General features: G+C 66.8%; 21 protein-coding genes and 1 pseudogene. 15 read left to right on the forward strand and 7 right to left on the reverse strand.

Going from position 1 to position 23,493, the window contains the following annotated elements; translation table 11 throughout:
* The 4 genes from AB0J33_RS26785 to AB0J33_RS26800 form a co-directional block, all read right to left on the reverse strand.
* Positions 1-1,832 (reverse strand): beta-ketoacyl synthase N-terminal-like domain-containing protein (locus tag AB0J33_RS26785; protein WP_363617130.1); only part of this gene is annotated, 1,832 nt, incomplete at its 3' end.
* A 1,497-nt stretch (positions 1,833-3,329) separates the two neighbouring features.
* On the reverse strand, positions 3,330-3,710 hold the full coding sequence (locus AB0J33_RS26790; protein WP_363617132.1) for a 4'-phosphopantetheinyl transferase superfamily protein: 381 nt from the start codon (positions 3,708-3,710) through the stop codon (positions 3,330-3,332).
* 832 nt (positions 3,711-4,542) lie between these two features.
* Positions 4,543-5,055: a hypothetical protein gene (locus tag AB0J33_RS26795; RefSeq protein ID WP_363617134.1), complete on the reverse strand. Its 513-nt coding sequence runs from the start codon at positions 5,053-5,055 to the stop codon at positions 4,543-4,545.
* Between the two features lie 46 nt (positions 5,056-5,101).
* On the reverse strand, positions 5,102-5,662 hold the full coding sequence (locus AB0J33_RS26800; RefSeq protein ID WP_363617136.1) for a hypothetical protein: 561 nt from the start codon (positions 5,660-5,662) through the stop codon (positions 5,102-5,104).
* Between the two features lie 1,307 nt (positions 5,663-6,969).
* Here AB0J33_RS26800 and AB0J33_RS26805 point away from each other — a divergent pair.
* From AB0J33_RS26805 to AB0J33_RS26815, 3 genes and pseudogenes are all read left to right on the forward strand, one after another.
* Positions 6,970-7,209: a DUF5988 family protein gene (locus AB0J33_RS26805; protein ID WP_363617138.1), complete on the forward strand. Its 240-nt coding sequence runs from the start codon at positions 6,970-6,972 to the stop codon at positions 7,207-7,209.
* Between the two features lie 50 nt (positions 7,210-7,259).
* The gene (locus AB0J33_RS26810) at positions 7,260-8,036 is read left to right on the forward strand and encodes an alpha/beta fold hydrolase (protein WP_363617302.1); all 777 of its coding nucleotides are present in this window, start codon (positions 7,260-7,262) and stop codon (positions 8,034-8,036) included.
* Positions 8,037-8,387: 351 nt separating this feature from the next.
* Positions 8,388-8,847 (forward strand): annotated as a pseudogene (locus AB0J33_RS26815) (SDR family oxidoreductase); the annotation flags it as partial.
* A 70-nt stretch (positions 8,848-8,917) separates the two neighbouring features.
* Here AB0J33_RS26815 and AB0J33_RS26820 read toward each other — a convergent pair.
* Positions 8,918-10,138 (reverse strand): cytochrome P450, encoded by a 1,221-nt coding sequence (locus tag AB0J33_RS26820; RefSeq protein WP_363617140.1) that lies wholly within the window; start codon positions 10,136-10,138, stop codon positions 8,918-8,920.
* A 764-nt stretch (positions 10,139-10,902) separates the two neighbouring features.
* Positions 10,903-13,122 carry an ATP-dependent RecD-like DNA helicase gene (locus tag AB0J33_RS26825; RefSeq protein ID WP_363617142.1) on the reverse strand — a complete coding sequence of 740 codons (2,220 nt, stop codon included), beginning with the start codon at positions 13,120-13,122 and terminating at the stop codon, positions 10,903-10,905.
* A gap of 296 nt (positions 13,123-13,418) precedes the next feature.
* Here AB0J33_RS26825 and AB0J33_RS26830 point away from each other — a divergent pair, with 296 nt between their 5' ends.
* Positions 13,419-14,102, forward strand: coding sequence for an HAD hydrolase-like protein (locus AB0J33_RS26830; protein WP_363617144.1), 684 nt, complete (start codon positions 13,419-13,421; stop codon positions 14,100-14,102).
* Between the two features lie 78 nt (positions 14,103-14,180).
* On the opposite strand, the gene AB0J33_RS26835 is transcribed toward AB0J33_RS26830, so the two are convergent.
* Positions 14,181-14,333 (reverse strand): Trm112 family protein, encoded by a 153-nt coding sequence (locus tag AB0J33_RS26835; RefSeq protein WP_363617146.1) that lies wholly within the window; start codon positions 14,331-14,333, stop codon positions 14,181-14,183.
* Between the two features lie 377 nt (positions 14,334-14,710).
* Between AB0J33_RS26835 and AB0J33_RS26840 the strand changes: the two genes are divergently transcribed.
* From AB0J33_RS26840 to AB0J33_RS26890, 11 genes are all read left to right on the forward strand, one after another.
* The gene (locus tag AB0J33_RS26840; protein WP_363617148.1) at positions 14,711-15,604 is read left to right on the forward strand and encodes an LLM class flavin-dependent oxidoreductase; all 894 of its coding nucleotides are present in this window, start codon (positions 14,711-14,713) and stop codon (positions 15,602-15,604) included.
* A gap of 71 nt (positions 15,605-15,675) precedes the next feature.
* Positions 15,676-15,981: a hypothetical protein gene (locus tag AB0J33_RS26845; RefSeq protein ID WP_363617150.1), complete on the forward strand. Its 306-nt coding sequence runs from the start codon at positions 15,676-15,678 to the stop codon at positions 15,979-15,981.
* Positions 15,982-15,985: 4 nt separating this feature from the next.
* Positions 15,986-16,492 (forward strand): thiamine pyrophosphate-binding protein, encoded by a 507-nt coding sequence (locus AB0J33_RS26850; protein WP_363617152.1) that lies wholly within the window; start codon positions 15,986-15,988, stop codon positions 16,490-16,492.
* A complete protein-coding gene (locus AB0J33_RS26855; RefSeq protein ID WP_363617154.1) occupies positions 16,492-17,076 on the forward strand; it encodes a hypothetical protein in 585 nt (194 codons plus the stop codon). The genes AB0J33_RS26850 and AB0J33_RS26855 overlap by 1 nt, the downstream gene beginning before the upstream one ends.
* A 218-nt stretch (positions 17,077-17,294) precedes the next feature.
* Complete coding sequence (locus AB0J33_RS26860; protein ID WP_363617155.1) at positions 17,295-18,122, forward strand: hypothetical protein; 828 nt, start codon at positions 17,295-17,297, stop codon at positions 18,120-18,122.
* A complete protein-coding gene (locus tag AB0J33_RS26865; protein ID WP_363617157.1) occupies positions 18,106-18,504 on the forward strand; it encodes an NUDIX domain-containing protein in 399 nt (132 codons plus the stop codon). Before AB0J33_RS26860 ends, AB0J33_RS26865 begins: the two co-directional genes overlap by 17 nt.
* Positions 18,505-18,558: 54 nt before the next feature.
* Positions 18,559-19,110, forward strand: a complete 552-nt coding sequence (locus tag AB0J33_RS26870; protein WP_363617159.1) for a GTP cyclohydrolase I — start codon at positions 18,559-18,561, stop codon at positions 19,108-19,110.
* A 93-nt stretch (positions 19,111-19,203) separates the two neighbouring features.
* The gene (locus AB0J33_RS26875) at positions 19,204-21,054 is read left to right on the forward strand and encodes an adenosylcobalamin-dependent ribonucleoside-diphosphate reductase (protein WP_363617161.1); all 1,851 of its coding nucleotides are present in this window, start codon (positions 19,204-19,206) and stop codon (positions 21,052-21,054) included.
* A 61-nt stretch (positions 21,055-21,115) separates the two neighbouring features.
* Complete coding sequence (locus AB0J33_RS26880) at positions 21,116-21,811, forward strand: class I SAM-dependent methyltransferase (protein ID WP_363617163.1); 696 nt, start codon at positions 21,116-21,118, stop codon at positions 21,809-21,811.
* Positions 21,808-22,395, forward strand: coding sequence for a nucleoside triphosphate pyrophosphatase (locus AB0J33_RS26885; protein ID WP_363617165.1), 588 nt, complete (start codon positions 21,808-21,810; stop codon positions 22,393-22,395). Before AB0J33_RS26880 ends, AB0J33_RS26885 begins: the two co-directional genes overlap by 4 nt.
* A complete protein-coding gene (locus tag AB0J33_RS26890; protein ID WP_363617167.1) occupies positions 22,392-23,411 on the forward strand; it encodes a sugar kinase in 1,020 nt (339 codons plus the stop codon). Before AB0J33_RS26885 ends, AB0J33_RS26890 begins: the two co-directional genes overlap by 4 nt.
* The last annotated feature ends 82 nt before the right edge of the window (positions 23,412-23,493 follow it).

The raw sequence follows: 23,493 nt of genomic DNA on the forward strand, positions 1-23,493 counted from the left end.
GGCTGCACCACATCCACCCGGTCCAACAACGCCGAATCAGCCAACGCCTCCCGCAACGACCAATCCACAAACGGCGCCAACGCCCGCGCACACCGGGTCATCGCCTGCGCGAACACCGGCTCGGCGTCCCACAACGCCACACCCATGCCCACCCACTGCGCACCCTGACCCGGAAACACAAACACCGGACCCGCCCCACCACCCGCACCCGCCGCGACACCCCGCACCACCACCGGCGACGCGTCCAGATCCCGCAACCCCGCCGGATCCTGCAACCCGGCCAGATCCTGCAACCCAGCCAGGAACCCGTCCACATCCCCGGCCACCACCACCGCCCGATGCGCGAACACCGACCGGGCGGTGGCCAGAGTCCAGGCCAGGTCCCGGGTGGAGATCTCCGGCTGCTCGGTCGCGAACGCCCGTAGCCTCATCGCCTGCTCACCCAACGCACGGGCCGTTTTCGCCGACAGCGACAGTGCCAACGGCGCCGACTCCATCGGTCCGCCGAGCCTGACACTCTCAACAGCCTCAGCGTCGGCGACCTCGCTTACGACAACGTGGCAGTTGGTGCCGCCCATGCCAAACGAGCTAACGCCCGCAACCAGCGGCCGGCTGGGATCCGGCCATTCAGCGGTCTGCGTCTGAACCTGTAGGTTCTGTTCCTCCAGCCGAATCGACGGACTCGCCTGCCGGAAGTTCAAGCTGGCCGGAATCTGGCGATGGTGGATTGCCAAGATCACCTTAAGTAATCCGGCGATACCCGCGGCACACTCAAGATGGCCAATGTTCGTCTTAACCGAGCCCACTCGCAGTGGACCGTAAGCACGGCGGGGCCTGCCAACGGCCGCGCCCAGCGCGGCCGCCTCGACCGGATCACCAACCTTTGTGCCAGTGCCGTGCAACTCGACATACTGGATGTCTGCTGCTTGTACGCCTGCACGTTCATGCGCGAACCGAATGACCTCCTCCTGGGCGGAGGCATTAGGAACGGTCAGACCTTCGCTTATCCCATCGTGGTTGATAGCGCTGCCGCGAATGATGCAATACACGTGGTCACCGTCGGCCAATGCCTGCCGTAACGGTTTTAGTACAACTGCTGCACCGCCTTCGCCGCGCACGAACCCGTTGGCTCGGGCATCGAATGTGAAACAGCGGCCATCCGGCGACAGTGCCCCGAACCTCGACAGTTCAACGGCAGCCTCTGAGCTGAGATTAAGAATGACGCCGCCGACAATTGCGCTGGAACACTCGCCGCGACGCAGGCTGTCACAGGCGAGGTGAATGGCAACTAGCGACGACGACTGGGCGGTATCGACGGTGATGCTCGGTCCAGTCAACCCGAGCGTATACGACACCCGGTTGGCGATCATGCCGCGCTGCAGGCCGGTGTTGCTGTGCTCAGTGATTGCATCCGAACCGTACCGGCGCAGAAGGGTTGCGTAGTCATCCTTATTCGCACCGATGAACACCCCGACGCGGGTGCCCCTAATCCGCTCCGGCACGACGCCGGCGTCCTCAAGCGCCTCCCAGCTCAGCTCAAGCGTCAGTCGCTGCTGCGGGTCAACGGCGGCAGCTTCCCGTGGCGAAATTCCGAAAAACCCAGCATCGAGCTGGTCAACCCCGTCAAGGTAGGCCCCATATTCGGTACCCAGGGGCGAATTGCCCGGGTCGAGCGGAGTGACGCCCCAGCGATCAGCAGGAGTGGATGAGATCGCGTCCAGCCCATCGCGTAGCAGGGTCCAGAATGCTGCCGGACCAGCGGCGCGCGGCAGGCGGCACGACACACCAATAACAGCAATCGCATTATCCTGGCCTCGGAAGGTCTCAGACATCGCTGAAGGTTTCAGACATCGCCATCCTCGAATATCCTAATCCGCACTGCGGAAAACACGAACCAATGGCCTGGAAGTGAGCCTGCCGGTGACGCCCCCGGCTGGGCTCACACAGTCACCTGGCCTACACGTGATCTTCGGTCACGGGCCAACAGGTCAGCACCACGCGGTCGGAGCCTTGACACTGAATTGTTTGACGAGCCGTCATCAGCAATGATTCGGCAGGCCGGGCACGTGAAGGCTTTTGGCGAATGTCCTTGAGAATCTGCCAGCGGGACCGATCGTGGAGGAACAGTGCAGCGATGCGACGGTTCGATCCACGCCCACTGGTGAGCGCATCCGGCCGGCGGCAGAATAGCCGCAGCGCCTGCACTATCGAGACGGAATTGATTAGCGGCGTGAACTGGAGACGTCGAGCCGATTGCCGACGGTCAGACTGACGGCGAGCGGGATACTGGCGCCTTCGATGATGACATGACGTTTCCAGCCGGTTTCGACGCTGCCGACCTATCGTGGGCCGCTCTTCTGATTCCACACGTACGAATTGTCGAACAGCGCCTACGGCCAGTCGAGTATGTTTGCGGCATGCGGATCGGCCGGCAGTACCTCGTGCGGGCCTCGCCAAACTCCCGCCTCGCGCCATGCGGCCAGTCACCGGAAGCAGGCCATTCCGCAGCCGGAATCCTGCTCTTGGGACACGAACCTCCAACGGTCCTCGCTCCACTGTCCGAACAGGACGCGGCGCACCATCTGTCGGTCGTGTCACCATCCCGATCCCAGCGGGCGGCACCACTGCCCGTGCCGGGCGGCAGCGGCCCGATCTATTTTCAAAACCCGTCCAGAATCATTCATAACAGCTGGTGGCCCTTCCACATGGCGAATTCACTACATGCCGCCGTCCGCAAGAATTGGTGATCCTAGACCGTCTTGTGAGGCGATCCATGAAGTGCGGCAAACCCGCTAAACTGCCCAGGCAGTCGTTCACATGAACCGCTCAACTCCCAAGAAGCGTTAATAAGGCCAGGCGCGCCCTGGGCAGCCGACTGCCCCAACCTGGCCGAAAAGACACTTCGAGGTGAACGATGCAACCCGCGATCAAGAAGCTTAGGGCTCTGCGTTCGGGAACACGGTGAACCTGGTGCTACGCAACAAAGGCAATGACGAGCTTGTCCAAGTCACGACCGGGCTAACTCGCTAGGCCCTATGAGCCAATGCCTGGAGCGGCGGCGGTCGAGGTAGCGTGACGAGCCGCCCGGCAATCAACGCCGATCCCACGGCCGAAGGGGCGAACGTGGACGAGGCATCAATGATCCTTCCCCCGTAGAAGCATTATTCACCGGAACAACTCCTCCATACACGATTCTCAATCTCCGCGCACCCTGTCAAGGGTCCGGCGCAACGACCGCAATCACGAAGAAGTGGCGCGATGAAGCGCCCGGCTGGTCGTGTCGTTCGGCGACACCGGCGAGTTCGGCTGGCTCTGACCGCCGGTCCGGGTCAGCGGACAAAGCCGGTGGCGGCAATCGCCTGCGCGCCGTCGCGTTCGCGGACCCGTACAGGCCGGGCCGCCAACACTGAGACCGCCCCGACATAACCCGGTTCGGGATCCAGATCGACGATCTGCGCCGGCCCGACGAGGTCCGGGCGGTCGATGAAGCCGCTCAGCCGGGCCGGGTCGCGCGGCGCCCACACTGTCAGGTTCGACATCGGGATCCACAGCCCGTCGCCGGTCGCCTTCAGCACCGACTCCCTGCGCCGCCAACAGTGGAAGAATGCCTGAGTCCGGCCCGGCCCGCCGTGAGCAGCGCGGAATTCCGCGCGCTCGGCGTCGCTGAGCACCAATCCCAGCATGGTGTCGACGTCGACGTCGGCGATCACCTGCTCGGCCTACTCCGACGGCTGCGTCCGCGCACAGCGCGGCCGACACCCGGTCGTCGACATGCGTGAGGGAGACGTCGAGCGTGCTTCAGTCGACTCAAGGCGCCCGTGCGGCCCTCGTCTGTCCGGACACTCGCGGCGAAGCTCGACCTTGCGCGGATCGTCGTCGGTCGACTCGCAACCGCGACCTTGAGGAGCGCGGCGGTCGTCGTGAGCCGCCGTCGCGCCGCGACCCGGCGGAGGGACCGGCGCAGGGCCCTACCGGTGCTCGTCTTCGCGTACCTGGTAGCCCGCTCCGATTCGCTGAGCAGGTCCTCGCACAGTCGGGAGCGTCGGCGGGGTCGATGCACCACACGTGGCAATCGGTCGGGGCGACCGCCACGCCTGCGGGTAAGGCCATCAGGCGGCACCAAGGAACCAACCGGCCGCGGGAGATTGGTGAGGATGGACTGCTGCTGCGCAGTCCATCAAGCGAGTCATCGGGTCCGCATTGGTGGCGAAATTGCCAGCCATGTCGTTGGATGGGCTCAAGGAGCCCCTCACCGAGGCGGGGGTGGAGCGCACTACCTGTTCTACGGCGTCCGCGAGCTTACCGCCAGGGCGGTGCGCCCAACCGGCGCTGCGATCAATGCCGCCGCTGCCGGGCCCGACCGGCGACGTTCAACCGGGTGTACGACCGCCAGCGCGAGCGTCGTGCGGGTGTAGGGACGCCTGGAACGAATTCGTACGGGCTCTCGGCCCCTCGAAACCGGCGTCGGCAAGGCCATTTGCGCTCACGTTCTGCCTGCCGCGGCCTGAACCCTTGTCCGGAAAGCGTGCGACGTGGCCTGTGTCAAGGTTGCCGCCCGCGCGTCCGTCCCTGGCGCCATGGATCCGGCGCCTTACCGGTTCGTCGCAGCTCCTTAATCCAGCCGTTGGCGACCTGCCGGGGAACCGAGTAGTGCTCGGCGACCCTCGCCGCACTCCCCATCTTCCAGTACGTGACAGGGAAGTCGGGCGGCATGTCGCTTACGTGCTTACCGACGCGTCTGGGCGCCACCGTGTCCGCAGGCGCCGACGTCCGCCCTCCATCGATTGGCTGCGCAGGTTCGTCTCGTTCCAAGTCGTTTTTGTCAACGATGTCCAGCACCGAGCCACGGGTTTCCGCGTTTCCGGATAGCCGAAACGCAATCTCGACAACCTGTCGAAAGTCCAGCTCAGCCAGCATCTGCGGTACGGCAGAGCCACCCTCGTCAGGCCGTAACGAAATCTCCCGGACGGTAGGGCCAGCTGAGGCCAGGTCCACAACGACCTTTATCTGCCCGCTGCCGCCAACCTGCTCAACTGTGATGAGGTACTCGCTCATCAAAGCTCTCCTCTATGCGGTGAGTCCGACCACGGGCAGCACACTGTTACGACGGTTTACCGTTCAGCTTCCGCAACCGGCCTATCCAACCCTTCGCCGTGTGCCGCGGAACCCCGTAGTGTTCGGCGACGCCGGTGACGGTACCAGCGGCCTCGTACACGGCCCTGACCTCTTCCGCATCAGGCATGCGCCGGTAGGCGCGGCCCGACCCCGTCCCCTGATAGCGCGTCGCCTCTGCGGGTTGCACCGCGGCAAACAGGGCATGATCCGCCGAACCGTCAACCGCCTGCGGAGTGTCGGACCGCTGGCGGGTCGTAACCCGACCGCCGGCGGGCGCGCTGGGACCAACGACTCCGGTCGCCGCACCGGCCCTCACTGCCGAACCACTGGGACGCGAGGCTCCCGCGCCCCCAATTAGTGCCTGCCCGATCGCCTCAAGATCTATCTCAGGCAGCGAGCCGACAGTCAAACCGGCCGGGCCATTGCTGCGCATCGTTATCTCAGCGATCCGGTGCACGCCGCCGCTGGCTTCAACCCTGATCAGGAGTTGAACCGCATCAGCAGCTTCATCGTCATCCGTTGATATAGCGACACGAAAAACAGTCATCCCGACATATTAGTCGTTCGCCTGCCCACCGCGACGTCGAGCCGCCCGTGGCGAGGACTGCCATACGGTGAGCCTTGTTGGGTACGACTGACCGACTCGCCGTGTCGCCGCTCTCTGAAATGGTCTGGCCACTTTTCGTGACGCCTCTCGAGCAACCGTGTCTGCCCAGCGTGGAACTTGGCTCCGTGGTGGACGGCGCCAGCCGGACATGTTTTCTCAACTGGCCGGTGTGACGGTCGAGCGGGTCGAGGCTGCTGACCAGGCGTGCGGATCCGGCGGGCGACTGGTCAGGACACGGAGTGCCGGAGTGTTAGCGGTTGACGACGCGGGCCCACTCCCGGAGTCGCAGGTCGGTGCAGGACGGATGACGGCCGGCCGACGAACTTGCGGCTGCCGATGCGACGGTTCCGTTGTCCGCTCACCGAGTGCGAGGGGTCGACCTTTGCCGACCATATCCCTGGCTGGACCGGCAAGCACGCCTGTCCGAGTCCGGCAGCGCGGCGGACGTTGACAGCGGGCGATCGCGGTCGTCTGGGCTGACAGGCGGGGCATACGGTTGACGACCAACGCTCGGCCTATCAGCCAACCGCAGCGCGCAACTGCGACTGCTGCTGGCATTGCCGCTTCCCGCGCCCGGTCAGATGCGCGTCCGCAAAGTCGATGACTGGCCGCAAATCGCCCCTCTCGTCGCAGACCTGCTGGCTTGGACTCGAACCCCGGCCTGGTCTGAGCACGAGCCGGCGGCAGTGGATGCACGGCGCCCGCGACACACCAGTAGCCCGTGCCGTCCCAGATCGGGTACATTGACGGAGGTGATCGCCGCACGAGGTGGCAGCATACCGACAGCTGCGCCGCAAGGAGATCCGGACTGCCGTTCTGGTCGGCCACTCTATCGGGGAGTTTGCCGTGGCACATATAGGCAGTGCACTATCCCTCGTCGACGCGTGTGGGGTGGCGGCGGCACGGAAGCAGTCGATGCAATGGTGCCCTCCCGGCGGGTCGCCGATGTCCCCACGAGCTGCCGACGAAGACAATTCTTACCCAGCTTACGTCAGGTATCAGGGGCGGCTGGCGACGCCGTCGCCGCAGTTCGATAGATCCTGGGCGGCGCCATTCCTGGCAGAAACCCGTAGGGTCTGAAAGTCGCGGACGAGAAGTGGCCGGTCGAGGGGCCAATAAAACGTTCGCAAAGAAGTGCCTCCGGCGTTGATCCACAACAATTTCCACTCGACCGCTTTGCGGCGAGCACATCCGCTTGGCCCTTTTTGCAGTGCAAGGCGCGCCGTCGACACGCGAGGAGATGCCTGATGACGAAACCGACAGATGCCGAGTACGGCGAAGACGCCCTAGCCGCCGTACTGGAGGGTGGCCCGGCCGACCTGCCGCAGGATCTACGAGCCCAGCAGGTGCCGTCCTCTGAATGGAAACTGAAAGTTCGGCATCATGGTGGGTACGAGCACTTCGAGCGGGAAGGTCAGGCCACCGGGCCGACCCTCGGCAGCGCTGTCATCTTTCGATGGACCATGCGCACAAGAATCGCGGAATAGACGAAGCCGGTTCACGCACAACATTGGCGAGCAATCGAGAGGAAGCATCGATGGGACAAAAATCCGCTGAATCTGGGTCATGGATCCTGCGGCTGACCGGCGAAACTCCGCGCGGAATCCCGCTCGTATGCTTTCCACACGCTGGCGGCTCTGCCACCTTTTTCCGTCCATTGGCTAGGGCGATGACGGACTCCGCCGAGGTGCTTGGAGTGCAGTATCCAGGCCGGCAAGAACGTCGAACTGAGCCGCTGATTGAAAACATTGAGGACTTGGCGAAGGAGATTTCTGAAGCTCTCCAGCCCTGGCGTACCCGCCCTCTAGTCTTGTTCGGCCACAGCATGGGGGCCACCATCGCCTTCGAGGTGGCCCGACGGTTGGAAGCCGAAGGAGACGTTCAGGTATCAGGTCTCATAGCATCGGCGCGACGCGCCCCGTCGGTGCATCGCGACGACGACATACATCGCCGCGACGACAGCGGCCTGCTGGCCGAAGTGCGCGCACTCGACGGCACACACTCGAGCCTCCTTGACGACGAAGAACTGGTCCAGATGCTCCTGCCGGCGGTTCGCGGGGACTATAAGGCCATCGAAACATACCGCTATGCCCCTGGACCTCCCTTGCGATGTCCGATCACCGCCCTAATTGGAGATGCCGATCCCCGAGTCACCGTTCAGGAAGCACGGGCATGGGGGCAGCACACGTCAGGGGAGTTTCAGATATGCATCTTCCCGGGTGGGCACTTCTATTTCAACACCCAGATGGCGGAGGTCGTGAACACCATCTCGGCGCACCTGAAGGCTTTCCGTGACGCGGCGCCCGGGGTCTGACCGCTGGCCCTGCCGTACCTACCTTTCCGGGTGCCGCCTATCGGTCTGTCCTCGCCGTGGACCGCCGCGATCGCAACGTTGGCTTGCCCGGAAAAGGCTGGCTGGACTTCCGTCCGACGGTGCGTTCAGTTCCAGACGTATTCGCGGCGCGCTCACGATCGCACTATGACGTTAATTTGCCGTATACCGCCATCACCGGCGCCAAGCCCTGGTTGTCGCGGTACGCATCGGCGGCGCCGGCCGTCGATGCCAGCGCCTGCCCCCAGACTCCTGCGCCAACGCGGCGTCACAGTCGGCCACCGGGCTGGCGCCCCGGACCAGGACCGGGCCTGGCCCGGCCCGGCCTGGCCCTGGCAGGTGAACATGCTGGCCCATGTCCACTCCGCACGTGCCCTGGTGCCCCGGATGTTGGCCCACGGCGGCGGATACCTGCTGCACACCTGCTCGGCGGCCGGTCTGCTGGTTCCTCCGGCGACGCGCCGTACACCGCGACGAAACACGCCTCGGTGGCGTACGCCGAATGGCTGGCGGTGACCTACGGCGACGCCGGCCTTCGGGTCGGCGCGCTGTGCCCGCAGGGCGTGCGTACCCCTTTGTTGATGGCCGGCCTCGACGGCGGGTCGGCCGCGGCGAAGGCCGTCACCGCGGCCGGCGAGCTGCTTGATCCGGACGACGTCGCCGGCGTGGTGGTCGAGGGTTTGGCGGCCGAGTGGTTCCTCGTCCGGCCACGCCCCGAGGTGTCCCGTATGTGCGGCACAAGGCCGCCGACCGGGACCGCTGGACCGCCGGCGCCCGCCGCCCGATGGGCTGAACGGCCGGGCGGGCTTAACGGCGGGCAGGCTTAACGGCCGGGCGGGCTTGGCGGCCGGAGGGCGGCCGGGTCAGCCGCGGGCGGTGAACTCGACCCGCAGCGTGTTCAGGTGATGCAGAAGCGGTGAGGTGGCCTGCCAGTCCGGTGTCGCGTCGACCGGGCGCAGGTCCGGGAAACGATCAAGCAGGATGCGGAAACACTCGTCCGCTTCCATCCGGGCCAGCGCGGCCCCCAGGCAGTAGGACGCGCCCATGCCGAAGGCGGTGTGCCGGTTGGGGGTACGGGTGATGTCGAAACGGTCGGGATCGTCGAACGCCTCGGGGTCGCGGTTGCCGGCCACCATGGCGAGGTAGATGACCTGGTGCGCCGCAATGGGCACGTCGCCGATCACCACCGGTTCGGTGGTCATCCGCACGACGCTCCCGCCCGGGCCGTCGCAGCGCAGCATCTCCTCCACAGCTGACGGGGTCAGCTCTGGCTTTCCCTTGAGCAGGTCGAGCTGCTCGGGGTTCTGGAACAGCAGGACCAGCCCGTTCGCGATGAGGTGGGCCGTCGTCTCGTGGCCGGCGAACAGCAGCAGCACGCAGTTGGCGACGATCTCGTCCTCGGTGACCAGGCCGTCCTTCTCGGCGGCCGCGAACGTGCTCAGCACGTCCTCACGCGGCCGTTGCCGGCGCTCCGCCAGCAGTACCCGCAGGTAGTCCTGCATCTCCAGGATGCTGCGCTGGCACTGGCGCAGCCGGGCCAGGCTGGCGATCAGGAAGACCGTGAGGATGTCCCGCGACCAGGCCTGGAGCAGGTCGCGGTCGCGGATCGGCATGCCGAGCATCTCGGCGATGACGTTCGCCGGCAGCGGGTACGCCAGGTCCTTGACCACGTCCATCCGCCCCTGGGGCGCCACGGCGTCGAGCAGCTCGTGGGTCAACTCCCGTACCCGCGGGCGCAGCGATTCCACTGTGGCGGGGGTGAAGTACCGCTTCAACAGCTGCTGGAAGCGGATGTGATCGGCGGTGTTGGTGTGCCCCATCCACATGTCGATCGAGGCGCGCAGCGGCAGCAGCTCGTCCTGCTCGGCGGGACTCAGCCGCCGGAGACCCTGGGCCATGTTCGCGTTGGCCAGGCGGCGGTCCTTCATCCCGGCGACGACGTCCGCGTGCCGGGTGACGAGGTACGCGTTGAGCTGCGGAACCCAGGCCACCGGGGTTTCCGCCCGAATCCGGTGGAGCAGGCGGGTCGGGTTTTTCAGCGCCTCGGGGGTGAACAAGCTGTCCTGTCGAATCGCCCTGTTCATATCCACCATGCAGTGATTATGACGTGGGACGTACGCCGGCGCCATGCCCGCCAGCCGCGCGCGCCTATCGCTCGACCGGCCGGAAAAGTTCCCAGCAAAGCGCAGGAAATTGGCCGGAACCAGGTCGTGACGGGTTTCGCCTAGCACTCCAGCCACAGTTGTCTGATCTGGAGTTTCGGCAGCTCACGAACATGATCGACGTCTTGTTGGCAGCGGCTGCGTAACGGCGCATGTCGATGCCGTCCGGGCGATGGTACGGGCGGTCACACCGTTCGTCTGTTGTGGTCGTTAGCAGCGGCGGCAGGTTCCAGTGTTGGCGTTGATCGATGAGATTGTGGACTGGCAGGCGGGTCTCGATGATCTGCTGGCGCAGGTCGCGCACCGGTTCGGTCGCGCAGAGCCGCGCCGGCAGGCACTGACCTATCTGGTGGGTTGCTGTCGCCCCTGGCGAGCAAGAACGGTTGGACGTTGGCCGAGGCCGGCGGTGCGGTGACGCCGGACCGGATGCACCTACTGCGCAACCGTTCAGCGTGGGACCCGGACGCGGTCCGCGATGGCCTGTCCCGCCTACGCGTCCGAGCACCTTGGTGACGACGATGGGGTGCTGACAGTCGACGAGACCGCAGCGCATCGGTCACGTCCTGGCCGTGCCCCGCAACCAGCAGGTCCCGATTCAACCCTCGGCGGTCAGCGCGCCGTCGTGCCCGTCACGCCCGGGGTCAGACCGGGCGATGTCTGGCCGCGCCAACCTGAAGTGGCGTCGCTTAGGCGTTGAGCCGATGGGTGAGGGCGGTGTGGCGGCGGCCGGCACCGACCGTACGGACGGCGGCAGCCAATGCCCGGCGGGAGCCGACAAGCACGACGAGTTTCTTCGCTCTGGTGATAGCGGTGTAGAGCAGGTTGCGTTGCAGCATCATCCACGCGCTGGTCGTGATCGGGATGACCACCGCCGGGTACTCCGAGCCCTGCGAGCGGTGGATCGTCATCGCGTAGGCGTGGGCCAGTTCGTCGAGTTCGTCGAAGTCGTAGTCAACAAGTTCGTCCTCGTCGGTGCGTACGACCAGACTTTGATCGTCGGTGGACAGGGCGGTGACGACCCCGACGGTCCCGTTGAACACCCCCGCCACACCTTTGTCGTAGTTGTTGCGGATTTGAGTGACCTTGTCACCGATACGGAACACCCGCCCGCCCACCCGGCGCTCCGGCATGCCTTCCCGGGGCGGGGTGAGTTGCTGCTGCAACAGCGTGTTCAGCACACCAGCCCCGGCCGGACCGCGGTGCATCGGGGCGAGGACCTGCACATCACGGCGCGGGTCGAGCCCGAACCGTTTCGCGATGCGGGTGCACGCCACGTCGACGGTCAGTGCGGCGGTAGCTTCGGTGTCGTCGCAGGGGAACAGGAAGAAGTCGCTCATGCCCTGCAGGATCGGAGGGCGGCCGGCGTTGATCCGGTGGGCGTTGCTGACCACCCCGGAGTCGGCGGCCTGCCGGAACACCTGAGTGAGCCGGACTCGTGGAACCGCGTCAGCGGCGAGCAGATCACGCAGCACCTCACCGGCGCCCACGGACGGGAGCTGGTCGACATCGCCAACCAGTAGCAGATGCGCCCCGGGTGGGACGGCTTTGATGAGTTTGTTGGCCAGGATCAGATCGAGCATCGACGCCTCATCCACCACCAGCAGATCCACGTCGAGGGGGGTGTCCCGGTCGAAGGTGGGTTCGCCGCCGGGTTGCAGTTTCAGCAGCCGGTGCACCGTCGCGGCGGGCTGGCCGGTCAGTTCGGCGAGCCGTTTCGCGGCCCGGCCGGTAGGGGCGACGAGCAGGATCTTCGCTTGCTTGGCGGCGGCAAGTTCGACGATCGACCGGACGGTGAAGCTTTTACCGCAACCGGGGCCGCCGGTGAGCACGGCGACCTTCGATGTCAGCGCCAACCGCACGGCCTGCTCCTGCTCCGGGGCCAGGTCGGTACCGGTGCGCGCCTTCAACCACGACAACGCTTTGTCCCAGTCGACCCCGGTGAACTGCGCCATCCGGTCCGTGCGGTCGCGGAGCAGCCGCAGCACCGAACCGGCCAGTGACTGTTCGGCTCGGTGGAACGGCACCAGGTAGATCGCCGGAACCGGCTCGTCCGCACCGGGCAACAGCTCGCGGACGACGCCTTCCTCACTGACCAGGTCGTCAAGGCAGCGGATGGTCAGCTCGGCGGGCACGTCCAGGATTTTCACCGCGTCAGCGACCAACTGTGGGGTGGGCAGGTAGCAGTGGCCATTGTCGGTGGCCTGCGACAACGTGTATTGCAACCCGGCCATGACCCGCTGCGGGCTGTCATGCGGAATCCCGACGGCCTGAGCGATCGTGTCAGCGGTCTTGAACCCGATCCCCCACACATCGGCGGCCAGCCGGTACGGCTCGTTCTTCACCACACTGATCGAGGCGTCGCCGTATTTCTTGTAGATCCGGACCGCGATCGAGGTGGACACCCCGACGCCTTGCAGGAACACCATCACTTCCTTGATGGCCTTCTGCTCCGCCCACGCGGCGGTGATCTTCGCGGTACGTTTCGGACCCAGCCCCGGCACTTCCACCAGCCGACCCGGCTCGTCCTCAATGATCTGCAGGGTGTCCAGGCCGAAGTGCTCGACGATCCGCTCGGCGAACACCGGCCCGATGCCCTTGATCAGCCCGGAACCGAGGTAGCGGCGGATACCCTGGATCGTCGCGGGCAGCACGGTGGTGTAGGAGACGACCTCGAACTGGCGGCCGTACTGCGGATGCGAGGACCACCAACCCTGCAACCGCAGACTCTCGCCCGGCTGCGCCCCCAGCAGCGCACCGACCACCGTCAACAGATCCGAACCACGCCCGGTGGCCACCCGGGCGATGGTGTATCCGGTCTCCTCGTTGACGTACGTCAGCCGTTCCAGCACCGCTTCAAGGCTGTGCGGAGCCGGGCGAGATGAGACAGCCGCAGACACGCACACCATCGTGCCGGTGGCAGCGTCTCAACACCAAACCCGGCTCATGGATGTCAGAGTGGTTGGCCGAGGTCCGACGTGTCGGAAGCCCGCGCACGGACCAGATGCGACGCTGGCGGCGGGGGTGCGGGCACCGGTCGCTGGCACGTATTTCGTCGACATGACGCTCCCCTGGCACAGCGGCATCGCGTCCCGGAAACTGCCGCCGAAGCCCCGGCTCGCCGCCGTCCGGACGCGGCAGACGGACCGTGAAACTCCGCTTCCCGATGAGTGTGTGCACCCGCCGGGGCCGTTAGGCTTGGCTCGTGATCCGCGCTGTGATTGTGGACGTCGACGACACCCTGTGCCTCACCCAGGCCGCCTCGTTCGCGTTGGAGAATGAAGTCCTGGCGGAGATGGGTCGGCCCCCCATGCAACGGGAGGTGCATCTATCCACCTGGGGCGAACCGCTGCTGGACGCCATGCCCCGACGGTCACCCGGCCTGGACCTGGGCCAGTTCTCGGCGCTCTATCAGACCGCCTTGGAAGCGTACATCGCCGACGGCCGTCTGGATCTGATTCCTGCGGAGAACCTGCGTGCGCTGGACGAATTCGTGATGACCGGTCGGTCGGTGTTCCTGTTGACGTCACGGACCGAGGACGAGGTTCGGCACATGCTGGAGCCGGATCATGTCTTGGCCGAGCGGGTCAGTGGCATCTACCACGCCGGCAACACGCGTTTCCGCAAGCCGGATCCGCGCGCCTTCGACGAATTGCTGGCAGCGACCGACATACCAGCCGGTCAGTGCGTTTACGTCGGGGATTCACCAGGTGACGCACTAGCCGCCGGCGGCGCCGGCATGCACTTCGTCGGCTGCCTGCAAAGCGGGGTCCGGAGACCGGCGGACTTCGATTCCCGCTACGTCGACGCCTTCATTGACTCTTTTCCCGACGTCGTCGACGCGGTCAAGCAGCTCGACCAGCATTCACTGCCGACGTCTGCTGGCTAGCGTGCCGTCGAGCGCCCGGTCGTCCGTCAGATGCCGACCGGGCGAGCGAGGTCGCCCGGATCGCCGACCGGGGTCGGATCACTCCAGGAGCAGTGCCGGGATGCCATCGCGAACCGGAAAAGCCAGCCCACAGCGGTCGCAGCACAGTTCCTCGCTTTCCGCTGAGTAGCTGAGGTCACCGCGGTCCGCCGGACAACACAGGATTTCGAGAAGCTCCTGATCGACGTTCACGATTCCTCCCAGGGTCGCGTACACGTCGCGATGGCATGCCGAACGGACGACACGCTCCCGGGCAGGGGCCGGCCATTGCTCGGTGGTCGTCAGCCCCGCCAGGGGCCAAGGGTAGCGCGAGTTGAATGGCTTGCCTAGTTGTCGCGTTCCCCTCGGCGCAGGCGATCCCCAATGGCCGGACGAAACGACTTCCGCCTTTGCGATCATTCAAAATTTCCGAGTACGGGAATCCCACCTGGCGCCCTCGGGATCAGCATTGGCGTTGACCGACATCGATAGCGACGCTAGGGTTGGCGCGGTGAAAGTTCCGCAACAGGTCTCGCCTTAAAGGCGCATGCTCCGCATTCAGGCTGCACGACGATGATCGGGGGAACCGCATGCCGGAAAGCCGATTGAACCGTCCGCTGAAATACGCGGTTTCTGTTCCTCCGCACGGCGACTACGGTGATCCGCTATTCCTGGTAACTCTCGCCAAAGAAGCCGAGGACGCCGGCTGGGACGGCTTCTTCCTGTGGGACCATCTCGCTTTCATGCGCGGATTCGACGGCCCAATCGTGGATCCCTGGATCAGCCTCGCCGCGATTGCCGCGTCGACCACCCGCATACGGCTCGGGCCCATGGTGACACCTCTGGCGCGACGACGGCCGTGGAAGGTCGCCCGGGAGACCGTCACCCTCGACCACCTGTCGCAGGGCCGACTCATTCTCGGTGTCGGACTCGGGTATCCGGCCGATTCGGAGTTCGAGGACTTCGGCGAGGACGGGGACGAGCGCGTTCGCGCCGAAAAACTCGACGAGGCCCTGGACATCATCGAGGGGTTGTGGTCGGGGAAACCGTTCAGCTACACGGGTCGCCACTTCCAGATCCGGGACTGCACCTTTCTGCCCCGGCCCGTGCAGGAGCCCCGCATCCCCATCTGGGTGGGCGGCTACTGGCCGAACCGCCCGCCCTTCCGTCGGGCCGCCCGGTGGGACGGCGTGCTGCCCGGCCGGCTCTCTCTCGAACGCCGGCGCACCTGGACCCCCACCATGATCCCCGTCGACCAGTACCGGGAAATGGCCTCCTTCATCTCCGACCGGCGAACGAGCGACGCGCAATTTGACCTCGCCATCGGCGGGTACAGCGACGGCGACGGTGGGCCCGCCGACCGCGACCGGGTGAAGACGTACGCAGACGCCGGCCTGACGTGGTGGGTCGAGAACCTGCACGGTTTCCGTGGCGACCTGCCGCAGATGCGCCGCCGGATCGCACTTGGGCCTCCCCGGCTCTGACCGGGTCCGCAGCTCAGGCCGCTTCTCGCTGACATCAACCCAGCCGTCTACGCTTCCACGGAGGACACCCCATGCAGTCGGACATCGTTCAGGTGGGCACCGAGCTGGTGTACCAGGACGACCGGGTCCGGATTTGGACGCTGGATCTCGCCCCCGGGCAGGAAACCAACATCCATCAGCACCCCTGCGACTACGTGTACGTCGTGCTGAGCCCCGGCCAGACGGAGACGGTGTGCACCGACGGCACGGTGCTGCCGGGCGACGACAAGGTCGGCGACGCCGTTTACCACGAGGCCGGGCTACCTCACCTGCTCCGCAACGTGGGTGCCACACCGTACGCGAACATCATCGTCGAACTCGTCTCCACCAGGCGGTGACGGCGTGAGTGCGGAGAGCGTCTACCAGGCGCTGGTCGACAGTGGGGTCGACCTGATCACTGCCGTCCCCGACTCGTTGCTGGCGCCCCTGCACCGGTGCGCGGCCGAGCGCGACGACATCGCCTACGTCCAGGTCTGCGACGAGGCGACCGCGGTGGGCATCGCCGCCGGCGCCCGCCTCGCGGGCAGTCGAAGCCTGGTGCTGATGGAGAACTCCGGATTGCGGCGGGCTTGCGAGACCCTGGCCCGATTCGCTCTCAGCCACCGTCTGCACACGGTGCTGCTGCTGGCCCGACGCGGCGCCTTCGGGGAGGCCAACTGGTGGGGCCTGCCGCACGAGGAGACCATGCACCCACACCTGCGGATGCTTTCAGCAGCAACAGCGGAGGTCGACTCGGTTCACGCGTTCCCCGATCTGCTCAGGCGGGCGTACAACACACTCGACACCGGCCAACGCACCGTTGCGCTGATCGCCAACCCCCCGTTCGTCGAAGAACTGCGAGGCCGGTAGTGCGGACCTCCGAATTCCTCGCCGCCCTGCTCGACCGGCTGCCGCCAGACAGCCTGCTCGTCTCCGCCCTCGGCCGCACCAGCGAGGAGTTGTACCAGCTTGCGGCCCATCGCACGCTGGTCACGGACACCATGGGCGACGTCGCCGCGCTCTCGACCGGTCTGGCGATCGGTGCTCGCCCGCTGCCCGTTGCCGGAGTCGACACCGACGGCAGCTTTTTGATGAACCTTTCGGTGCTGACCGCGCTGGGCGCGCGACTGCCCGGCCTTGACAACCACACGCTGGTGATAGTCGACAACAGGCGCTACGAGTCGGCCGGTGGTATGCCGAGCCGCCTCGTCCAGCTCGACTGGCACCAGCTCTTCGGCGCGGTGGGTCTCACCGTGGCAAGCGTCCACGCGCCGAGCGACCTACCCGGGCGGCTGCCGACACCCGGCGTTGTCGTCGTGGGTCACGTCACCAATGACGACCCGGCCCCGCCCGCGACCAAGCCGGTCGACGGCGTGGAGTCCGCGTACCTGATCGAGAAGTACATCGCCCACCGGCGCGGTGTGGCCTACCGGCGGCCGGCGGTCAAGACATGAGACTCATCGCCACCGGCGACGCCACGGCTCTGTACGAGCACCCTCATCCGGGTCCTGCCCGCGTGCTGCTCTGCTCGACCGCGCCGTCCCGACGCCTGCTGACGGACCCGGTGGTCACCGGCAGCGCATACCGGCACCTGGTGCGTACCGCGGTGGCTGAGGCCCTGATGATGTTCCGCGCCGACAGGGCCGGCGGCGAGGTGTTGTCCGCCGACCGGATGTCGGTGGTCACCATCCTCCGGGGCGGCCTCAGCTTCGGCGTCGAGGAGGCGGTCACCACCGCCTGCGGCGCCGAGGCCGACGTCAGCTTCGTCGGCACTGAACGGTCCACGGGCGCGCCGCTCAATCTCGTGTACGAGCGTTGGGAACTCGGCGCCGACCCGGTCCTCGCCGGTGACATTCTGGCCACCGGCGGAACCATGACGGCGGTGCTGTCGCGTCTCCTGACGGCCACGACCCCTCGGCGGCGTCGACCCAGGGCGATCGTGCTGGTGGTGATCGGCTCGGCCGCGGGCGTCGACGCGGTCCAGCGCTGTGTCGCCGCCGTGGATCCATCCGGACGGCCGCAGGTCACCCTCATCCTCCTGGAGGCCCTGTTCGCGCTGCCGGCACCCGACACCGTGCCCTTTCCGCGGTTCTCCTTCGACCTGCTGCGGTCGGCGGCCGGCTCAACACCGGAGTACGAGGCAGCCCGCCTGACCTCGGTCGGAAGCCTTTTCGAACGATGCGTCATCTATGACGGCGGCGTACGGGCGTTCACACCGTCCGCCCACGTCAACGATCGCTCCTCCTGGTGGTCGACGGTTGTGGACCGGCACGTGCCGCTGTCGGTCCTCGGCAAGCACGCCGCAGGGCTGTCCGCCTACGCGCTTCCACCACCCCGATGGCGTCGACACCTACCCTGGGCGTCGCAATCCGGCGTTGACCTGGACCTCATCCACGATCTTGGCAACCGCGCACTGCGCTATGCCGAGAGAACAGCCACCGCCGACTACGTGCACGAACGGCTCGCCAAAGGACTCCACAACGATGACGCACGAGATTGACAAGATCGCCTGGATCCTCCTCGCCGACGGACGGGTGCTTTCCACCAGGTCACACGGCCGCGAACGCTACTACCTCCCCGGCGGCAAGCGGGAGCCCGGCGAAAGCGATCTCGACACGCTGGTACGCGAAGCCAAGGAGGAACTCACAGTCGACCTCGACCCCCTCACCGCCACCTTCCTTGGCGAGTTCCGCGCTCAGGCCGACGCGCACCCGGAAGGAGTCGTGGTGCGCATGCGCTGCTACGAGTCCGCCTACCAGGGCCGCATCGAGGCATCCGCGGAGATCGCCGAGGTGGCGTGGCTGACCTACGCCGACCGGCACCTGACCTCACCTGTCGACCAGATCATCTTCGACCACCTGCGCGACCAGGGACGCCTTTAGACCACAACCGCCGCGCACCGTCGGGGCGCAGCCCCCCACCCCCAAGGAGGAGACGTGACCATCGCCGAATGGCTCGAGCAGAACATCACCACGGACAAGCGGGCGCTCGACTGGTACACCGGGCCCGAGTGCGAGCCGCGCATCGTCCGCGCCTACAAGGAACTGCTCAGCGGCTACGACATCGACACCTCGAAGGTCCTCAAGACGACCTGTCTGGTCGAGGACGAGCACACCGGCGTCGTCGACATTCACGACATCAACTACTTCTCGATCTGCGCACACCACTTTCTGCCCTTCTTCGGCAAGGTGGACATCACCTACGTGCCCGGCCAACGGATCCTCGGTCTGGGCAAGTTCCCCCGCCTGGTGCAGGCGTTCAGCAAGCGGTTCCAGATCCAGGAGTACCTGGTCAAGGACATCGCGATGGAGATCATGAACAGCGGTGGCGCGCGGGCTGTCCGGGTCTCCTCGACGGGTCGGCACATGTGCATGTGCAGTCGCGGCCCGTCGGACCAGACGGCGATCACCGACACCTCGTTCGTCGCCGGCGACACCGATCTGCTGACCGAATTCGGCGCGCCGCGGTCGGTCGTCCGGCGCGGTTGATCATCTCCGCTCCCACTGTCACCGGCTCCGTCACCCATGCGCGTCCCGCAGTCATGGTCGCCATGTGCCGCCGCTCCCGGGAAGGCCAGAACCATGCCCGTCCAGACGTCCAAACTCTTCGAATCAGTCCTGCACGACCTTCTCCTCACCCGGACCCCGCAGGCCGCGTTCGCGCAGAACGCCCAACTGCTGTTGCAGGAGCGGTACCTGGCACGTGATGCGATCGGCCAGGTAGTGGAGACCCCGGAAGCGATGTTGCAGCGGGTGGCCCGCGCTCTCGCCCGGGCCGAACAGCCGGACGCCGCCGGGCCGTGGGCGACGGCGTTCTACGAGGTGATGGCCCGCCTGGAGTTCCACCCGGGCAGCCGCACCCTCGCCAACGCCGGCACGCACCGGCCGCAGATGGCCAACTGTTTCGTCTTCCCCGTCGAAGACTCCCAGGAAAGCGTGTTACGGACCTTCTCCGAGTCATCGATCGTGAAGAGTTATGGCGGCGGGTGCGGCTTCAACTACTCGAACGTCCGGCCCCGCGGCGACGACGTCCGGGGCAGTTCCGGGCTCGCCGTCGGCCCGGTAGCACTGCTCAAGCTCTTCGACGACGCGACGAAACTGTTCCGGCAACGCGGCCGGTACGAGAGCGGCAACATGGCCATCCTCGACGTCGACCACCCTGATGTGCTGGAGTTCGTTGCGGCCAAGCGGCAGGACGGCTGGCTGAGCATGACGAACATTTCACTCGGGGTAACCGACGCCTTCATGCGGGCCGTCGAGGCGGACGCCGACTGGACGCTGGTCAACCGCCGCACCGGCGCAGCGGCCCGGACCCTGCCCGCGCGCGAGCTCTTCGCCGCGGCCTGCGAACTGGCCTGCGAAACGGGTGACCCCGGGCTGATCTTCCTGGACGCGATGAACCGGAACAACCCGCTGCGTGACTCCATGGGCGACATCGCCGCCACCAACCCCTGTGGCGAGATCGGGCTATATCCCTACGAGGCCTGCAACCTCGGCTACGTGAATCTTCCCCGACTGCTCCTGCCGGCGGACCGCCGAGACGCCGCCCACCTGTTCGACCTCGACCGGCTACGCGCGATCATGGCAGCCGGCGTGCGGATGATCGACAACGCCATTTCCGAGTCGTGGTTCCCGGTGGCGGAGATCCGGGAGGCAGTGCGCGGCAACCGGCGTGTCGGAATCGGGGTCACCGGCTGGGCGGAGAGCCTGGCGCTGGCCGGCATCCCGTACGACTCGGACGAAGCGCTCGCGGCCGCGACAATGCTGGCCCGGTCCATGCGCGAGTTCGCCTATGACGCCTCGGTCGCGCTGGCGAGGGAGCGGGGCCCCTTTCCCAACGTCCACCGGTCGGCGTGGAAGGACGCCGACGAGCAGCCACGCAATGTGGCCCTACTCGCCATGCCGCCGAGCGGCAACAACGCGGTCATCTTCGACACAAGTTTCAGCATTGAGCCGTTCTTCGCGATGTCCTACACCCAGCGGGTGTTCGGCGGCCGGGAGATCCGCTCTGTCAACCGGCTACTGCTGCGGGAACTCGCCGAGCACGGCGTGCAGGAGGCGGACCTCCTCCGGGAGATCGCCGGCAACGGTGGCGGCGTGCAGGGACTGTCTCTGGTACCGGAGCAGATCCAGCGCGTCTACAAGACCGCCCACGACATCAGCCCGGAATGGCACGTCCGCATGCAGGCAGCCTTTCAGGAACACGTGGACAACGCCGTCACCAAGACGGTCAACCTCCCGCGTACCGCAACGCCTGAGCAGGTGGCCGAGCTGTACCAGCAGGCGTGGCGGCTGGGTTGCAAGGGGATCACCGTCTACCGGGACACGTCCCGGGCCGACCAGGCGATCGAGGCGACCCGGCCGGCGGAGACTGCCGCGATCCCAGAAGCGAGCTGCGACCCGACGGACGGCACGTGCGCCGTCTGTGAGTGACCACACCCGAGTCTGCCGCGCGGCGCGGTCCCGCCTGACCTTTCACGAATGGAGTGTCCAATTGAGCCGCGATCTCTGGGAACGCGAGTATGTAAGCCATTCCATCTCGTCGTCGACGAACAACAGGCCGTCGCACGGTGCCGACTTCCTCCGCCGGCAACTGCCAAGGATCGCGCGAGTTGCCGGGCCGCCGCGCCTGCTCGACCTGGGGTGCGGCGGCGGCCGGAACACCGCCGTGCTCGCCGAGACCGGGCTTGCCTTCTTCGGTATGGATTTTGCCCACCGGCCGTTGCTGACGGCCCGCTCCCGTCCGGGTGTCGGGCCGTCGCGGCTGGTGCAGGCGTCGATGAAGGCGCCGCTGCCATTCCGGGACGGCGCGTTCAGCCTCGTGACCGCCTTCACCAGCCTGGAGAATGTGACCGAGGACGAGCGACTCGAAGGGCTCGCGCGGGAGGTGCGGCGCGTTCTGTGTCCTGGCGGTTTGTTCTTCGCGTACTTCCTCACCCCCGAGGATGGCTACTACCTGCCGCTGATCAACCGGGACAGCGCGGGGCGGAACCTCACCTACGATCCGGTCACGGACCTGCGCCAACGGGTATACCGGGTCGAGGAGCTCTCCACGCTGTTCGAGCCGTCGTTCTCACTGCTGGAATTCGAGACGTTCTCCTTCCCAGACATCCGCTCGGGAGCCGTGCACCAGCGACGCCTGGCCAGCGCGATCTGGCAGCGCCGAGCCGAGGCGGCAGAGCCGGCATGACGAAAATTGTGCTCGGTTCCGGTTCCCCGTCGCGGCTCGACCTGCTGCGCCGCGCAGGTCTCGATCCCGTCGTCCAACCCAGCGGTGTGGACGAGACACCGCGGCCGGGCGAGACACCCCGGCAGCTGACCGAGCGGCTGGCGCACGCGAAGGCCACAGCAGTCGCTGCCACCGTTCACGACGCGCTCGTCATCGGCTGTGACTCGGTGCTGGAGTTCGACGGCGTGACGTACGGCAAGCCACACAAGCCGGACGTGGCGCTCGACGTGTGGCGGCTCATCTCGGGACGGACGGCCGTCTTCCATACGGGGCACTGCGTTGTCGACACCCGGACGGGGCACACCGCCGCCGAAGTGTGCTCCACTGACGTCCGCTTCGCGGAGGTCACCGACGACGAGATGGCTGCCTACGTCGCCACCTCGGAGCCGCTGCGGGTGGCTGGTGCGTTCAAAATCAACGGGCGCGGCGGGTGGTTCGTGGATCACGTCTCCGGCCATTCGTCGAACCTGGAGGGACTGTCGCTGCCCGTCCTGCGACGCCTTCTGCGCCGACTGGGCGTCCACACCGTTCAGCTTTGGACGTGAGCATGCGAGCCGGACGCGACGCCCCGAGCGCCCCCACGCCCACGTCTGCCACCAGCCACCCGCCGACACCACCGCGGGTTGTCGTCGTCGGCGACGTGATCACCGATGTCGTCGCCCTGTTGAAGGCTCCGCTGGCTTTCGGCTCGGACACACCGGGCACGGTGCGGACGCTGCCCGGTGGGCAGGGCGCCAACACCGCCGCCTGGTTGGCCTGGCTCGGCCGCCGGGTCACCCTCGTCGGCGCCGTCGGCGACGACGACGCCGGGCAGGCGCGGATTCGTGAGCTCATCGCGGCGGGGGTGCGGTGCGCCGTGCGCCGGTGCCCCGGCCTCCCCACCGGCACGGTGCTGGTGCTGTCCCACGGCCGCGACCGGACGATGGTGTCCCAGCGTGGTGCCAACCTTCACCTGGACGGCCACCACATCACCGAGGCCCTCGCCGCGGCCACCGACGCGCGCCACCTGCACCTGTCCGCATACCCGCTCCTTGACGTGCCGTCGCGGACGGGCGGGCTGAGGGCGCTCGCCGAGGCCCGCCGACGGGGTATGACGATCAGCGTGGACGCCGCCTCCGCTGAACCACTGCGCCAGGCCGGGCCGGACCGCTTCCTGAGTTGGGTGGCCGACGTCGACATTCTGCTCGCCAACGCCGACGAGGCGACGGCCCTCACCGGCAAGGCGGATCCCCGCGAGGCAGCCCGGCACCTGGCCCGTATCGTCCGCAACCCGGTGGTGAAGCTGGGCAGGGACGGCGCGCTCTGGTGCGAGGGTGGCAACGTGGTGCACCGCGCCGAAGCCCCGGCGGCCCCGGTTGTGGACAGCACCGGAGCCGGGGACGCCTTCGCGGCCGGCCTCGTCGCGGCGTGGGTCGATGGATCCGCGCCGGCGGCGGCCCTGCGCCAAGGCTGTGAACTTGGCTCCCTGTGCGTCACCCTGGTGGGCGGCCGGCCAGGCCCCGACCCCCAGCGAGCCGGAGGTGCACCAGAGACGCTGCCCACCAGCAGCGTCAAGGCGTAGCGGGAGAGAGTCAGCCTGGCGGCGAGCCTGCTCCAACGGCGCCCGTGGGCTCGGATCGTGTCCGAGACGGCGACGCCGAGCA

The organism is Micromonospora sp. NPDC049645 (assembly GCF_040675155.1).
GTDB lineage: Bacteria > Actinomycetota > Actinomycetes > Mycobacteriales > Micromonosporaceae > Micromonospora.